Annotated in this window: 16 protein-coding genes; 7 read left to right on the forward strand and 9 right to left on the reverse strand. The window is 68.8% G+C overall.

What is annotated here, in order from left to right; translation table 11 throughout:
* Nucleotides 1–143 precede the first annotated feature (143 nt).
* The 3 genes from AA983_RS04670 to AA983_RS04680 all read left to right on the forward strand — a co-directional run bounded on the left by AA983_RS04670 (nucleotide 144) and on the right by AA983_RS04680 (nucleotide 1,535).
* A complete protein-coding gene (locus AA983_RS04670) occupies nucleotides 144–692 on the forward strand; it encodes a type 1 glutamine amidotransferase domain-containing protein (RefSeq protein ID WP_047310907.1) in 549 nt (182 codons plus the stop codon).
* Nucleotides 693–699: 7 nt separating this feature from the next.
* On the forward strand, nucleotides 700–1,011 hold the full coding sequence (locus tag AA983_RS04675) for a putative quinol monooxygenase (protein ID WP_047310908.1): 312 nt from the start codon (nucleotides 700–702) through the stop codon (nucleotides 1,009–1,011).
* 173 nt (nucleotides 1,012–1,184) lie between these two features.
* The gene (locus tag AA983_RS04680) at nucleotides 1,185–1,535 is read left to right on the forward strand and encodes an asparagine synthase-related protein (RefSeq protein WP_047310909.1); all 351 of its coding nucleotides are present in this window, start codon (nucleotides 1,185–1,187) and stop codon (nucleotides 1,533–1,535) included.
* Nucleotides 1,536–1,563: 28 nt separating this feature from the next.
* On the opposite strand, the gene AA983_RS04685 is transcribed toward AA983_RS04680, so the two are convergent.
* Nucleotides 1,564–1,785 (reverse strand): hypothetical protein, encoded by a 222-nt coding sequence (locus AA983_RS04685; protein WP_047310910.1) that lies wholly within the window; start codon nucleotides 1,783–1,785, stop codon nucleotides 1,564–1,566.
* 233 nt (nucleotides 1,786–2,018) lie between these two features.
* On the opposite strand from AA983_RS04685, the gene AA983_RS04690 reads away from it, so the two are divergent.
* Nucleotides 2,019–3,290 (forward strand): FAD-binding oxidoreductase, encoded by a 1,272-nt coding sequence (locus AA983_RS04690; RefSeq protein WP_231579519.1) that lies wholly within the window; start codon nucleotides 2,019–2,021, stop codon nucleotides 3,288–3,290.
* Nucleotides 3,291–3,358: 68 nt separating this feature from the next.
* Here the strand turns inward: AA983_RS04690 and AA983_RS04695 are convergent, their stop codons facing one another.
* The 3 genes from AA983_RS04695 to AA983_RS04705 all read right to left on the reverse strand — a co-directional run bounded on the left by AA983_RS04695 (nucleotide 3,359) and on the right by AA983_RS04705 (nucleotide 7,292).
* The gene (locus AA983_RS04695) at nucleotides 3,359–4,414 is read right to left on the reverse strand and encodes an acyl-CoA dehydrogenase family protein (protein WP_047310911.1); all 1,056 of its coding nucleotides are present in this window, start codon (nucleotides 4,412–4,414) and stop codon (nucleotides 3,359–3,361) included.
* A 3-nt stretch (nucleotides 4,415–4,417) separates the two neighbouring features.
* Nucleotides 4,418–5,581, reverse strand: a complete 1,164-nt coding sequence (locus tag AA983_RS04700) for an acyl-CoA dehydrogenase family protein (RefSeq protein WP_156170169.1) — start codon at nucleotides 5,579–5,581, stop codon at nucleotides 4,418–4,420.
* A 160-nt stretch (nucleotides 5,582–5,741) separates the two neighbouring features.
* On the reverse strand, nucleotides 5,742–7,292 hold the full coding sequence (locus AA983_RS04705; protein WP_082128685.1) for an MDR family MFS transporter: 1,551 nt from the start codon (nucleotides 7,290–7,292) through the stop codon (nucleotides 5,742–5,744).
* A gap of 231 nt (nucleotides 7,293–7,523) precedes the next feature.
* On the opposite strand from AA983_RS04705, the gene AA983_RS04710 reads away from it, so the two are divergent.
* Nucleotides 7,524–8,957 (forward strand): LssY C-terminal domain-containing protein, encoded by a 1,434-nt coding sequence (locus AA983_RS04710; RefSeq protein WP_369798748.1) that lies wholly within the window; start codon nucleotides 7,524–7,526, stop codon nucleotides 8,955–8,957.
* A gap of 33 nt (nucleotides 8,958–8,990) precedes the next feature.
* Here the strand turns inward: AA983_RS04710 and AA983_RS04715 are convergent, their stop codons facing one another.
* Nucleotides 8,991–9,533: a DUF488 family protein gene (locus AA983_RS04715; RefSeq protein WP_047310913.1), complete on the reverse strand. Its 543-nt coding sequence runs from the start codon at nucleotides 9,531–9,533 to the stop codon at nucleotides 8,991–8,993.
* Nucleotides 9,526–9,744, reverse strand: a complete 219-nt coding sequence (locus AA983_RS04720) for a DUF2945 domain-containing protein (protein ID WP_047310914.1) — start codon at nucleotides 9,742–9,744, stop codon at nucleotides 9,526–9,528. The genes AA983_RS04715 and AA983_RS04720 overlap by 8 nt, the downstream gene beginning before the upstream one ends.
* An 88-nt stretch (nucleotides 9,745–9,832) precedes the next feature.
* On the opposite strand from AA983_RS04720, the gene AA983_RS15450 reads away from it, so the two are divergent.
* Nucleotides 9,833–10,003, forward strand: coding sequence for a hypothetical protein (locus AA983_RS15450; protein WP_156170170.1), 171 nt, complete (start codon nucleotides 9,833–9,835; stop codon nucleotides 10,001–10,003).
* Nucleotides 10,004–10,174: 171 nt separating this feature from the next.
* Nucleotides 10,175–10,606 (forward strand): universal stress protein, encoded by a 432-nt coding sequence (locus tag AA983_RS04725; RefSeq protein ID WP_047310915.1) that lies wholly within the window; start codon nucleotides 10,175–10,177, stop codon nucleotides 10,604–10,606.
* Between the two features lie 127 nt (nucleotides 10,607–10,733).
* On the opposite strand, the gene AA983_RS04730 is transcribed toward AA983_RS04725, so the two are convergent.
* From AA983_RS04730 to AA983_RS04740, 3 genes are all read right to left on the reverse strand, one after another.
* A complete protein-coding gene (locus tag AA983_RS04730) occupies nucleotides 10,734–12,164 on the reverse strand; it encodes an MFS transporter (RefSeq protein ID WP_231579520.1) in 1,431 nt (476 codons plus the stop codon).
* Nucleotides 12,165–12,331: 167 nt separating this feature from the next.
* Nucleotides 12,332–13,186 carry an SDR family oxidoreductase gene (locus AA983_RS04735; RefSeq protein WP_047310916.1) on the reverse strand — a complete coding sequence of 285 codons (855 nt, stop codon included), beginning with the start codon at nucleotides 13,184–13,186 and terminating at the stop codon, nucleotides 12,332–12,334.
* Between the two features lie 94 nt (nucleotides 13,187–13,280).
* Nucleotides 13,281–13,931 (reverse strand): bifunctional 2-polyprenyl-6-hydroxyphenol methylase/3-demethylubiquinol 3-O-methyltransferase UbiG, encoded by a 651-nt coding sequence (locus AA983_RS04740; protein ID WP_047310917.1) that lies wholly within the window; start codon nucleotides 13,929–13,931, stop codon nucleotides 13,281–13,283.

The following is a 13,931-nucleotide window of genomic DNA, read 5'->3' on the forward strand; positions in this document are numbered from 1 at the left end:
CAGCCACCACCTGTCGGTACCTCGATGAGCGCAACGACGACTGCACCCGAGTCGTCCTGCACCCGAACCACGCCGCCCGGTACGGACGGCGTGCGGCTCGCCCCCACGGGCGAGCCGTCATCTCTCGCAGAACGGAGCAGAACATGGCAGACGAATTGCATGGCAAGCGGATCGCGATCCTGGCCGCAGACGGCGTCGAGCGCGTGGAGCTCGAGCAGCCGCGACAGGCGCTTCAGGACGCCGGGGCCACGACCGTGCTGCTCTCGCTGCACGATGGCGAGATCAAGGCCCGCGAGAATGACCTGGACGAGGCCGGAACGTTCTCGGTCGACGCCCTGGTGAAGTCCGCCTCGGCCGACGAGTACGACGCCCTGTTGCTTCCCGGCGGCACGGTCAACCCCGATCAGCTGCGCGTGGACGCCGACGCCGTCGGATTCGTGCGCGACATCATGGTCGCCGACAAGCCGGTCGCCGCGATCTGCCACGGACCGTGGACGCTGGTCGAGGCCGGTGTCGCGAAGGGTCGGACGCTGACCTCGTACCCGAGCATCCGCACCGACCTGCGCAATGCCGGAGCGAACGTCGTCGACGAAGAGGTGGCGCGCGACGGGAACCTGATCACCAGCCGCTCGCCCGAGGATCTCCCGGCCTTCAACGCCGCGATGGTCGAGCTGTTCAGCCAGGAGAAGTGAGGAAAACATGGTCAACGTTGCATTGTCGGTCGTCGTTCACGCCAAGCCGGGGAAGGAGCAGGACGTCGCGGACTTCCTCCGCAGCGCCCGCCCCATCGTCGAGCAGGAGGAGGGGACGCAGGCCTGGTTCGCCCTGCAGTTCGACGCATCGACCTTCGGGATCTTCGACGTGTTCCCCGACGACGAGGCCCGCCAGACCCACCTCTCGGGTGGCGTCGGTCAGGCACTCGCTGCGCAGGGAGCTGATCTGTTCAGCACCGAGCCGAGCATCCAGAACGTCGACGTGATCGCGTACAAGCTGCCCGGCGAGACCGCCTAGAGCATCAGCGTCGATTGACATCGGGGTGCGGCCCCGATCGGCTCCACAGCCGCGGCCACGGCTGTGGAGCCGATTCACCGCACGTGCCAATCCAGGACGGAGCTGCTGATCCCGTCCTGAACGAGGCGCGGCGTCGTCCTCCAGGACATGTCTCTCACGGCCTCTAAGCGCGCGTGCCCTTCCTCGACCGCGACCTCGTCAACCTCGCGGGCCGCATTCCGATCGAGTGGCGCCTGCCCGGAGAGCTCGGCCAGGAGAAGGCGCTCCTGCGCGAGGCGTTCACCGGCTGGCTCCCCGAGGATCTGCTGTGGCGGCCCAAGGAGCAGTTCGGTGACGGCAGTGGCACCGCTGACGTCATGACCGAACGCGCGGCCCACCTCGTGCCCGAGGACGACTGGGCCGACGAACGCGTCGCCGGCCTGCCTGCGCCGCGTACCCGCGAAGAACTCGCTTACCAGCGGATGTTCGCGACGCGCCTCGCCGGAGTGAACTCGCACGTCCTGGGCCGGTTCGCGACGGCGTGACGCGTGGCGCGTGGTGCGAAGCCCCGACTCACCGTGAGTAGCGGACTGCGCCGTCGGTGTAGCGATACCCGATGGGGAACTCGGTGATGATGACCCCGTTCGGGTAGTCCACGAGGACCTCGTCGGAGTACGCGTCCGCCTCGTCCGCGGTGGCGAAAACCCCGAGCACGGTGTTGTGAGGGGACTCGTCGTGCTGGACGATCCAGACGGAATTCGGCTTGCGTCCGGTCGACCCGGTCGGTCTGCGCATGCTCGTCATGGTGGCACGCCGATGGCGGCGTAACACCGGCGAGCGCCCCACCCTGCGGGGTTCGATCCTGCGGTGGAGGCCACCCGATCCCTCCGTACTGAACGGTAGGTGCTCCGTGGGCGGCACCATGGCCTGAAGAGGTCGCTCGAGCACGCGAGTGACCTCCGGACGTCACGCACACACACCCGTGAGGCGTCGACCAACAGCTTCGACAACAAGGGGAGTTGGCTCAGTTGGCAACGGAATCCGCACACCGACCGGTCGAGAGCGCCGTCGTCGTCGGCGCTGGCATGGTGGGCCTGGCCACGGCGTGGCACCTTCAGGAACACGGTGTCGAGGTCACCGTCCTCGATCGCTCCGGGGTGGCCGCCGGCAGTTCGTGGGGCAACGCCGGCTGGATCTCCCCGGGCCTGTGTGTGCCGCTTTCCGACCCGTCGGTGCTCAACTACGGCCTCAAGTCGCTGCTTGATCCAGACTCGCCGCTCTACGTCCCGTTCAAGCCGGATCCGTCGCTCGCTCGCTTTCTCCTCGGCTTCGCGCGCCGATGCACGACGGGTCAGTGGAAGCGGACGATGGCCACCTTCGTGCCACTCAACCAGCGCGCCATCGGCGCCTACGCCACCCTCGAACGCGGTGGTGTGCAGGCGACCTCGCACGAGGCGCCGATCGTCGCCGCCTTCAAGAACCCGGATGACGCCGCGGGCCTCGAGCACGAGTTCGACATGATCCGCGGCGCCGGGCTCGACCTCGAGACGGAAGAAACGAGCCCTGACGTCCTGCGCCGCACCGTGCCGATCATCAGCGAGCACGTCCAGCGCGCGGTGAGCATTCGCGGGCAGCGCTTCATCAACCCCGGCGAGTACGCCCAAGCTGTGGCGGACGCCGTCACCGCCCGTGGCGGGCGTGTCATCACGGGCGCCAACGTGCGCGCTTTCCAGCACGTGCGCGAAGGCGTGCGCGTCGACCTGACCGCGGGTGAGCCGTTCACTGCTGACGTCGTTGTGGTCGCCACGGGCGCGTGGCTCCCGGAGCTGACGGCGGGCTTCGGTGTGAAGGTTCCCGTGCGCGCCGGACGCGGGTACAGCTTCAAGCTGCCCATCACCGACCCGGCAGCTCGCCCGGTCGCTCACCCCATCTACTTCCCGTACGAGCGCATCGCGTGCACGCCGATCGACGACGGCCTGCGTGTCGGCGGCACGATGGAGTTCTGCGACACGGACGACCCGCTCCACGTGGGCCGCGCCGATGCCATAGCCCGCAGTGGCCGCGACCTGCTCACCGGCGTCGACTGGGAGGCGCGCGACGACCTGTGGTGCGGCAACCGGCCCGTGCCGCTCGACGGCCTGCCGCTTGTCGGAGCGACCCGGGTGCCGGGCGTCTACGTCAACGGCGGGCACGGCATGTGGGGTATCACGCTCGGCCCGCTCTCAGGCGAACTTCTCGCCGAACAGATCGTCACCGGACGCGTTGCTGACGAACTGCGTCCGCTCGACCCGCTGCGCTGACCACTCCGGACAGCCGAACGCGAAAAACGGTCCGCACCGAACCGGTGCGGACCGTTTCACGTGAAACGTCAGATGACGTCGACCGACTCGTGGTCGCCCACGCCCTGCGCGAGACGTGCGAGGTGGTAGCGGGTGTCACCGAAGGTGCGCTCGATCGATGCGAGGCGTGACGTGTAGTGACCGACTGCGTACTCGGCCGTCATGCCGATGCCGCCGTGCAACTGGATGGCCTCCTGCCCGACGAGGCGCCCGTAGGTACCCACGAGGTACTTCGCGCGGGAGACCGCGTCGACGTTGACCTCCTCGGCCAGCGCCATGGCGGCGAACAGCACGGCGCTGCGCGTCAGCTCGACGCCGACGTACATGTCGGCCGCGCGCTGCGTCAGCGCCTGGAACGTCATGAGCGGCACCCCGAACTGCTTGCGCGTCTTGAGGTACTCCACCGTCATGCCGAGGGCGGCTTCCATCGCGCCGATCGCCTCGCCCGACTGAGCGACGTTCCCCAGCGCCAGTGCGGCGTCGAGTACCTCGCGACCGCCGAGGCGAACGGCTGAGGCGCCGTCGAACGTCGCGACGGCCCGGTCGACCGAAGGCGCCTCCACGAGGTAGACGCCGAGTTCGCCGTCAGCCAGCGCGGTCGTGACGACCGCATGTGCCTCGCTGAGATCGGTGTTGCCGACGCCGACGCCGCTCAGCGTGACGCCGTCACCCGAGCCCGTCGCCGTGCGCGTCGGCTGATCGGGCGCCCAGACGCCGCCCTTCTCACCGAAGGCGGTGAGTGCGACCTTCTCGCCGCCGATGACGTCGGCCAGCAGGTCGCTCCCCGCGGCGTCGAGCGCGGCAGCCGCAGCCATGGCGTCGGCGTAAGGCAGAGCGACTCGAGCCTTGCCCAGCTCCGAAGCGGCGAGAGCGACCTCGATCGACGAGGCGCCGAAACCGCCTGCGTCCTCGCTGAACGGCAGGCCGAGCAGGCCCATCTCCGCCATGCGCGACCACCCGGTGGGGTCGAACGGCTGCGGGCCCGTGGGGGCGCCGTTGCCGTCGTCCTTCGGCGTGAGGCTCGGGGCCATGTCGCGCACGGCCGAGGCCAGCGCGCGCTGTTCTTCGTTCGGCTTGAAATCCATGAGTCAGCCCCTCAGTCCGAGAATGCCGCCGGAGATGATGTTGCGCTGGACCTCGTTCGATCCCGAGTAGATCGAGGCCTTGCGGAAGTTGAGGTAGCGCGGCAGCGTCTCTCCACTCCAATCACCCGTGTGCCAGGTGAGCGCTTCGACGCCGGCGACGTCGACCATGAGCTCGAAGACCTCCTGCTGCAGTTCGCTTCCGCGCAGCTTGAGGATGGACGACGCCGGGTCGGGCCGGCCGTCACGCGAGTCGCCGGCGACGCGCAGCACCGTCAGCTCCAGGGCCATGACCTCGGCCTCGAGTTCGGCGAAGCGTGCGGCGAGCAGCGGGTCGTCGAGGGCGGTGCCGTTCGGCGAGCGGGTCTCGCGGGCGTGCTGCTTCGCCTGGGCGAGAGCGGCCTTGATCGAGCCGACGGGCGCGGCGGACGTGCGCTCGTTTCCGAGGAGGAACTTCGCGTAGTCCCAGCCCTTGTTCTCCTGGCCGACGAGCTGGTCGGCGGGCACGCGCACGTTGTCGAAGAACACCTCGTTGACCTCGACCCCGCCGTCGATCAGCTTGATCGGACGGACCGTCAGGCCCTCGCTCTTCATGTCGATGAGCAGGAACGAGATGCCCTTCTGCGGCTTGTCGGCCTTCGGGTCGGTGCGCACGAGCGTGAAGATCCAGTCGCCGTACTGCCCGAGCGTCGTCCACGTCTTCTGACCGTTGACGACCCACTCGTCACCCTCTCGCACCGCCGTGGTGCGCAGCGACGCGAGGTCGGAACCCGAGTCCGGCTCGGAGAAGCCCTGGGACCACCAGATCTCGAGGCTCTTCGTCTTCGGGAGGAAACGCTCCTTCAGCTCCTGGGAGCCGAACGCCGCGATGACCGGCCCGACCATGTTGATGTTGAACGGCAGCGGGCTCGGCAGCCCGGCGCGCTGCAGCTCGGAGCGGTAGATGTGCAGTTGCAGCTCGTCCCAGCCGCGGCCACCCCACTCTTCGGGCCACTGTGGGGCGGCGAGGTTGTGCTCGTCGAGGAACTTCTGCGATTCACGCAGGATCTCGGGGACGGCTTCTCCGTCCTTCATGTAGCTGTTCTTGAGGTGGTCCGGCACCTCGTTCTCGAAGAACGCGCGCAATTCGTTCTGCAGCGCGACGTCCTCCTCGCTCAGTTTTCGCTCCACGGTGACTCCCTGGTGTGTTCGAGGCGAAAGGCGAACCTTCCTCATCCATGTCTACACCGTTGTTGAGCAATGCTCAATAAGCCGTCTGCGGCCTGGAACGCGAAAGCGGCCCGGAGCGTCCGTGACGGACGTTCCGGGCCGCTCGTGCGAGCGCTTCGGCTCAGTGCCCCATAACAGGTTCGGCCGGCTTCTTGACGAAGAGGGTGAGCGCGACGGCGAGGCAGCAGATACCCGCGGCCACCCACATCGCGAGCGAAACGCCACCGGAAACTGCGTCGGCCTGGTTCTCGCCCGCTTTCGCGAGCGACTCGGCGCGTGACGTCATCACTGTGACGGCGAGTGCCGTTCCGGCGCCGGCGGCCACCTGCTGCAGGGTGCCGAGGATCGACGAGCCGTGCGAGTACAGGTGACCCGGCAGCGAACCGAGACCCGCGGTGAACAGCGGCGTGAACATGAGCGCGAGGCCCAAGCTGAGCAGCGGGTGGATGAACAGGTAGACCCACCACTCGGCGTGCGGCGCGACGAGCCCGCCGAGCGCGGTGGCGGCGACGACGATCATCGCGCCCGGTGTGACGAGGGGCTTCGGACCGACCTTGTCGTAGAGGCGCCCGATACGGGGGCCGAGCAGACCCATCATGAGCCCACCGGGCATCATGACGAGGCCCGCCTCGAGCACGCTGAGGCCGCGGGTGGCCTGCAGCCACAGGGGCAGCAGGATCATCGTGCCCATCATCGCGAGCATCGCGATGCACATGACGGCGACCGCGATGCCGAAGCCGGGCGAGGCGAGGGCACGCAGGTCCATGAGGGGCGCGCCGCCGTTACGGGCCAGGCGCAGCTGACGCCACACGAGCACGGCGATGCATGCGGCGCCGACGATGACGGCCACCCAGGGGTCGACGACGGGCTCGGCGCCCGGCGTGTGCCCGCCGAACTGGCTCATGCCGTAGATGAGGCCGCCGAAGCCGACCGCTGCGAACGGGATCGAGATGAAGTCGAGCGTTCCGCCCGCCTGCGATCCACTGCGCGGCATGAGGCGGAAACCGATGACGCCGCACACGACGGCGAGCGGCAGCACGAGGAGGAACAGCCAACGCCACGAGGCGAACTGGAGGATGAGCCCCGACGTCGTCGGGCCCAGGGCCGGTGCCACCGAGATGGCGAGCGAGACGTTGCCCATCGTGCGGCCGCGCTCGGCGAGCGGCACGATCGTCATGACCGTCGTCATGAGCAGCGGCATCATGATGGCCGTACCCGTCGCCTGCACGATGCGCCCGACGAGGATGACCCCGAAGTTCGGCGCAATCGCGGCGAGCAACGTGCCCAGCGCGAACGAGATCATGGCCGCGGCGAACACGGCGCGGCGTTCGAAGCGCTGCAGCATCCAGCCGGTCGTCGGGATGACGACGGCCATCGTCAGCATGAACGCCGTCGAGAGCCACTGTGCGGCGTGGGCCGTGACGTGGAGCGACGACATGAGCTGCGGAATCGCGTTGACCATGATTGTCTCGTTGAGGATGACGATGAACGTGGCCACGGTGAGGATGCGCAGCACGAGCTTGTAGTCACCCACCGGCTCGGGGGCGCCGGGCGCGCTCACCGCGTCGCTCTCGGCCGCGTGCTCGGAGAACTCGTCGCTGGTGGCGGCCGGCGGCACGGGGGTGGGGATCTCGTCGGCTGCGGTTGCCGATGACGAGGGGGTTTCGGGCATGCGGGTGCTCCGGCATCGTGGAGGGTGGATTCCGGCGAAGGTGACGAGCGTCGAGGTCCGGAGAAAAGTCGGGCTTCATACTCTACGGTGAAGCGCGCTGACACAGCGAACGATTTTCGCGCCGTGACGTGTGGTCTTCGTCGCGCTCCCCACGAAACGGTTCCCTCACCGGACGGCTCGACGCCGCCCGTCGTCGACCCGGCAGACTGGGCGCAGTCGAAGGGACGAGGTGTGAGCACCGACCGCATGACGTGGGCCAGCCGGGGACGGCGAAAGCCGGTCTACCGCCACCCCGACAAGATCGAGCGCAGCGGACGCCATCTGGGGCGTGCGTGGGTGGAGAACGTCTTCTTCGTCCTCGTCATGCTGCTGTCGTTCGGCTTCGCCGTCCTGCTCCTGCTCGAGGTGCGCTGGTCGTGGTCGCTGCTGCTGTTCCTCGTCCTGTTCTGGGTCGTCATGGCTTACCTCGCGCTGCCGCGACTGCAGCGCGTGCTCACGTCGATCTACGTTCCCGACTACTTCATCGGCCGCAGCCGCACGAGCGACGGCCTGCTCGGCGATCCGCTCAACCTCGCCGTCATGGGCAGCGAGGAGCAGATCCACGAGGCGATGACGCGTGCGGGTTGGACGCGCGCCGACCCCGTCACGCTCGCCTCGAGCGCCCGGATCGTGTACTCCTCGCTCGCCCGACGCAGCTATGCCGCGGCGCCCGTGAGCCCGCTCGTCCTGTTCAACAAGACGCAGGCTTTCGCCTACCAGCAGGAGGTCGAGGGCAACCCGTCGCAGCGCCACCACGTGCGGTTCTGGCCGACGCCGGAGGGATGGCTGCTGCCCGGCGGCACGCGCGTCGACTGGTTGGCTTCGGGTACGTACGACCGCGCGGTCGGCCTGTCGCTGTTCACGCTTCAGGTGACGCACAAGATCGACCGCAACATCGACGTCGAGCGCGACTACGTCATCGGCACGGTGCTCCACGCCGTCGAGGAAGCCGACGTCCACGTCATCGAGAACTTCTCCACGGGGTACCACTCGCGCAACGGCGGCGGCGACGCCGTTCAGACCGACGGCAACCTGCCGACCCTGCACCTCGAGAAGGTGGAGGTGGCGCCCGAAGCCGGGGGATCGGCGGATGCGGTGTCGTCCGGCGCCACGAGGGTGCAGACATCCACTCCAGGCGACCGAACTCTCGAGGCGACCAACAGCGACAGCGCTCGCGACGTGCTGACGGAGGTCGGTCGACGGCCCATCCCGGTCGTCGCGGCCTTCGTCCTGACGGTGGCATCGGCGCTCCTGGCCATGGTCGGGTTGTTGTGGCGCGACCACGAGGCGCTCGGTGACAGCGGCCCGGACGTCATCAACGGGGTGCCCGTTGGTGTTTCCGAGACGCCAGCGCTGTGGATCAGCGTGCTCGCCTACGCGCCCATCCTCTGGCTCGCGTGGCGCACGTTCCGCGGCGGCCTGTGGGCGCGGCTGACGATGATCGCGCTCGTCACCGTCAGCCAGGCCTGGCAGATGTGGCAGTACCTCCAAGGCGGCCGCCCGACGATGACGGCGCTGCTGGCCCTCAGCATCGACCTGCTCATCGTGTTCGCGCTGACGAGCCTGTCGGCCCGTGAGTGGGTCGAACACCGGCGCTCCGAGACCGAGGGCGCGGACGTCGACTGACGGCGCTCGCCGCGTCACGACGTCGTGGCGGCCTCAGTCCGTCGCAGCGGGGTAGGTGGCGCGTCCGTTCTTGACCACGGCACCCGGCGTCAGCGTGGCGGGCTTCGGCTCGCCCGGCCCCATGATGTGGCGGACGGTCTCTCCGGCGGCCAAGAGCTGGTCGGCGATGAGGCGACGGTGGCAGCGCCACCACACCGCCTCGGAGCACAACATCGCGGGAACCTCGGCGTCGAGTGAACGCAGTTGCGCGAGGCCCTCGGCGAACTCGTCGCTGAGTGTGAAGTCTGCGTAGTTGTGGAAGCTGCGGTTCTGCCAGAGGGCGTTGACCTCGTCGGGCACGTCCGGCTGTTTGGGCCTGCGGCCGGTGAGCGCAGTGAGGTGGACGTAGCAGATGGCGCGCTCCTGCAGGCTGGCCGTCAGTGCGTCCTGGTCGAACCACGGATACTTGCGCGAACCGGGTAGGCGGCGCACGTCGACGACGACATCGACGCGGGCTGCCTCGAGCAGTTCGAGGAACTCCGCGATGCTGCGGTCGGAGTGGCCGATCGTCAGGAACTCGACCGGTGAGTCAGTCATCCTTGACGAGACTCAAGGCCGATTCCTTGTGCGCGGCGACGTGATCCGTCTTGTCACTCTTGATCTCGTACTGCGGCTCGTCCTGCGACGCGTGGCGGGTGCGGCCCTTGTACTCGAAGTCGGACGTGTGGACCGTGGTGATCGTGCCGGAGACGTGGCCGGCCTCGGAGTTCCAGGTGACGTGGTCACCCTTGCTGAATCGCGTGCTCATGACGTACCTCCTGCCTCGACGATAGCGCTGCGAGTTCCCACCCCCGGGGAGGCTGGAACGTGAGGGCAAAGGTGTCTACATTCGAGGCATGAGCGACAACGAGAACGAGACCTTCAAGCCCGAAGTCGACCAGCAGGACGGCGGCCCCGGCGCCCAGACCGGCGGCGACGGCGGTGAGTACAACGACACGGCCAGCGGCGGCCAGTCCGACGCCGGCAGCGAGGACGAGGGCCAGCACGGCGACGCCGACAACGCCTGATTCACCGCACGAGGGGCCACCGAGCAACGCGCTCGGTGGCCCCTCGTACCTCGGTGGGATGCGCAGGCAGCGAGAAGGCTGGTTGCGCGACTCACCGGGCCGAAGGTCCCTAAGCCTTCGGGGTGGCTGCGCCTAGCGTGGGAAGTGATCCTTCGAAGAAAGGCAGTCGCCATGTCAGAGCAGGAGCTTCGCCCCATCGTCGTCGGATTCGACGGCTCCGAGCCCTCCCACCGCGCCCTCGCGTGGGCCACGCGGCAGGGGCAGGTCACCGGCGCGCCGGTCGAGGTGTTGACGACGTGGCAGTGGCCGACCAACTACGGCTACGCGATGGCCTTCGAAACCACGTACCGCCCGGACGACGTGGCCCGCGAAATGGTGGAGGAGGTCGTGCGCAAGGCTGCGTCGGAGCACCGTGACGTGACGTTCTTCGCGCACATCGTCGAGGGCGAGCCGCGCAACGTTCTCGTCGACCGTTCCTCCGAGGCCGAGATGCTCGTGCTCGGATGCCGCGGCCACGGTGAACTCACCGGCATGCTGCTGGGCTCCGTGAGCGGCTACTGCGTCACGCACGCCCACTGCCCGGTGCTCGTCGTCCGCGACTGAGACCCTGGCCCCGACGACCGTCGGCCCCTGATCCGGTGGTCCGCCTCTTCCTGGGGGAGAGGCGGGCCACCGATGTTGAGCGCTGAGTGCGGCATCCGTGCCGCGTTCACCGCTCAACATCGCAGGCTCAGGCGGCGGCCTCGGCGCGCTCGCGCTTGCGGTCGTACATGCAGAACGCGGTGGCCACGACGATGAGCACCATGATGAGGCCCATCGAGATGCGGAACGACGTGGGCCACGCCGTGCCACCCTCCGTCAGCGTGAACAGCACGCCGGGGATGAGCGCCGTGCCGACGGCCGTGCCGACGCGCTGACCGAGCGACAGCACACCGCCCGCGACGCCGCCGAACTTGGGGTCGACGGCATTGAGCGTCAGCGTCTGGTTGGGGGCGATCGTCATGCCCTGGCTGACGCCGATGAGCGTCAGCGGCACCGCGAATGCCCAGTACGGCAGGGAACCGGACTCGACGGGCCCCGCCACGAGAACGACGCCGAGCACCGCAATGAACGCGACGACGAAGCCCGCGATGACGAGGCGACGCCCGAGCGTCATGACGTAGCGCCCGGCGATCTGCGAGGAGACAGCGGCGCCCACGGACGAGGGCAGCCCGACGATCGACGACTCGAACGCCGAGTGGTGCAGGTGCATCTGCAGGTAGAGCGGGATGAGGATCCAGATGCTCGTCATGCCCATGAAGAACGCCGTGACGATGAGGATGCCGTTGCGGAACGACTCGGCACGGAAGATGTCGAGGTCGACCATCGGCGGGCGTCCACGGCCCTTGTACCGCTTCTCCCAGACGACGAACGCCGCCACGAGCGCGAGGCCCACCGGCAGGAGCGCCCAGACGGCAGCCCCGGCACCGCGCTCCATGAACGGCAGCATGATGACGAGCACCGCGACGGCGAGCAGCACGGTGCCGACAGGGTCGAGGTCGAGCTTCTGATCGGGTCGACGACGGTCGTTGGGCACCCAGCGCAGGCCGAGGAGGAGCGACGCGAGGCCGAGCGGCACGTTGATGAAGAACATCCAGCGCCAGCCGGCGTCGTTGCCGAGGATCTGGATGAGCAGACCACCGATGACCGGTCCGACGGCGGTGGCGACAGCGACCGTCGTCGCCATGAGAGCGAACGCCTTCGCGCGCTCCTGGCCGCGGAAGTGCTGCTGGATGAGCCCGATGGCCTGCGGGTTGACGAGGCCCGAACCGAGGCCCTGTACGACACGGGCGATGTTGAGGACGACGATGTCCTGCGCCAGGCCGGCCATGAGCGAGCCGAGCGTGAACAGTGCGATGCCGACGAGGAGCATGCGGCGCCGGCCGATGACGTCGCCGGCGCGGCCCGACGGCACGAGGAGGACGCCGAAGGCCAGTGCGTAACCGGAGATGACCCACTGCAGGCCACCCGAACTCGCGCCGGTGGACTCGCCGATCGCCGGGAGCGCGACGTTGATGACCGAGATGGCGACGAGCGCCATGAAGAGGGGGATGAGGAGCACCGTCAGGAGCCGACGGGGCCTGACCTCGGGGGTTTGTTCGGTCGTCCGTTCGGTGCTCACCGAACGACTGTACGCCCGCCCTCGCGCCGGTCTCTAGCAGACGTGGGCACGATCACTTTTCCGCGTGGTTCCGGGGGTTCCGGGCCACTTCAGGGATGAGATTCGCCCCGGCACACGACCGACCGCGAAGGGCGGATCGCGCACCGGGGCGAATCGAAGGGAGGCCGTCAGACGGCCGCGCGCACGACCTCCGTGATCGTCGTCGGTGCGTGACCCATGAGCTCCTCGAGGGCGTTCGAGTCGGTGTGCATCTCACCGGCGGCGATCGAACGGTCCACGCGTGCCTGGATGTTCGGCCACGTGGCGTCTTGGCCGTCGCTCGTCATGGTGGCGACGAGTTCGTCGGCGCTGACGACGCGGTGCACCACCGTCGTACCCGTGGCCTCGGTGATGGCCTCCGCCAGCTCGGTGAGCGTGAAGGCAGGGCCGCCCAGTTCGAACGTGCGCGACTCGGCGCCCGCGGAGCGCAGGGCGCCCACAGCGGCAGCGGCGAAGTCTGCGCGTGCCGCAGCGGAGATCGGGGCGTCGTCCGTGGCGCTGAGGATCTCGCCGGTGGCGAGGTACTGCGGCAGCTGCGTCGTGTAGTTCTCCGAGTACCAGGCGTTGCGTAGGACGGTGTGCGCGACGCCGCTGGCGGTAAGCACCTTCTCCGTCGCGATGTGCTCGTCGACGAGGGGGTTGCTCGAGGCGTCCGCGTTGAGGATCGAGGTGTAGACGATGTGAGCGACGCCGGCGTCCCTGGCCGCTTCGATGACGTTGGTGTGCTGCTCGACGCGCGCGCCGACGGCGTCGCCGGAGATGAGCAGAAGCCGCTCGACACCCTCGAGCGCCGTGCGCAGCGCGGCCGGGTCGGCGTAGTCGGCCTCGCGGACGGTGACGCCCTGCTCGGCGAGGCTCGCAGCCTTGGCGGGGTTACGGACGACGGCGACAACCTCGTCCGGTGCGGTGCCGCTCTCGAGGAGGTCGGCGACGACGAGGCGGCCGAGCGCTCCGGTGGCGCCGGTAATGGCGAGGGTGGTCATGGCAGGTCCTTTCCAGGGGCGGATGCTGTACATGCAACAGCGCCCCCACGCGGATGCTTCCGAGGCGCCGCCCGAGGACCAGCAGGTGGACGCGTCAGGGCTGCCGAACCGCGCGTACGACGGCGTCGACCCCGCCCATCTGGTCGTCGCGGCGGCGGTTCTCCAGGGTGACGATCTCCCACTCGTCGCCTTGTAGCGCGGCGCCCGCCTCGTCGATGCTCACCTGGTGCTGCCCTGCGGCACGGGTGGGTTCGCCCGTGGCCGGATCGACGCTCTGGTGGCCGACCATGAAGAGCGTCCCGCCGGGTGCGACGCCGCTGGCGAGGCGCGTGATCATCTCGGCCATGTCGCCCGCGCAGTGAACGTAGAGGCACAGGACGACGTCGTGCGCGCGAGGCTCCGGCGCCCACACGCCGAGGTCGCCCTCGACCCAGGTGATGCGCTCGGCGACGTCGGCCCCGGCCTGTGCTGCGTTGCGTTGCCCGAAGTCCAGCGCAGCGGGCGAGAAGTCGACGGCGGTGACGTTCCAGCCGTGCGCGGCGAGCCACAGGGCTTCCGCGCCGTGGCCGGCGCTGGCGTCGAGAACGGACGGTTCGCTGTCAGGGCGACGTGTGGTGAACAGCTCCTCGAGCTCACCCGTGACGTACGGGTTCGGCGCTTTCGTGGCAAGCATGTCGGCGTGCGACGCCATGACCTGCTGCCAGCGCTGCTCCCAGCCGTCGCGGTCGAACGAGGGGGTGTTCAT

It is taken from the genome of Dermacoccus sp. PE3, assembly GCF_001021715.1.
Classification (GTDB): Bacteria; Actinomycetota; Actinomycetes; order Actinomycetales; family Dermatophilaceae; genus Dermacoccus; species Dermacoccus abyssi.

Coding starts and splice junctions, on each gene's coding strand:
- AA983_RS04725 (WP_047310915.1), top strand. CDS start 10,175: ATGTCAGAGCAGGAGCTTCGCCCCATCGTCGTCGGATTCGACGGCTCC.
- AA983_RS04715 (WP_047310913.1), bottom strand. CDS start 9,533: ATGACTGACTCACCGGTCGAGTTCCTGACGATCGGCCACTCCGACCGC.
- AA983_RS04675 (WP_047310908.1), top strand. CDS start 700: ATGGTCAACGTTGCATTGTCGGTCGTCGTTCACGCCAAGCCGGGGAAG.
- AA983_RS04695 (WP_047310911.1), bottom strand. CDS start 4,414: ATGGATTTCAAGCCGAACGAAGAACAGCGCGCGCTGGCCTCGGCCGTG.
- AA983_RS04735 (WP_047310916.1), bottom strand. CDS start 13,186: ATGACCACCCTCGCCATTACCGGCGCCACCGGAGCGCTCGGCCGCCTC.
- AA983_RS04685 (WP_047310910.1), bottom strand. CDS start 1,785: ATGCGCAGACCGACCGGGTCGACCGGACGCAAGCCGAATTCCGTCTGG.
- AA983_RS04740 (WP_047310917.1), bottom strand. CDS start 13,931: ATGAACACCCCCTCGTTCGACCGCGACGGCTGGGAGCAGCGCTGGCAG.
- AA983_RS04670 (WP_047310907.1), top strand. CDS start 144: ATGGCAGACGAATTGCATGGCAAGCGGATCGCGATCCTGGCCGCAGAC.
- AA983_RS15450 (WP_156170170.1), top strand. CDS start 9,833: ATGAGCGACAACGAGAACGAGACCTTCAAGCCCGAAGTCGACCAGCAG.
- AA983_RS04705 (WP_082128685.1), bottom strand. CDS start 7,292: ATGCCCGAAACCCCCTCGTCATCGGCAACCGCAGCCGACGAGATCCCC.
- AA983_RS04720 (WP_047310914.1), bottom strand. CDS start 9,744: ATGAGCACGCGATTCAGCAAGGGTGACCACGTCACCTGGAACTCCGAG.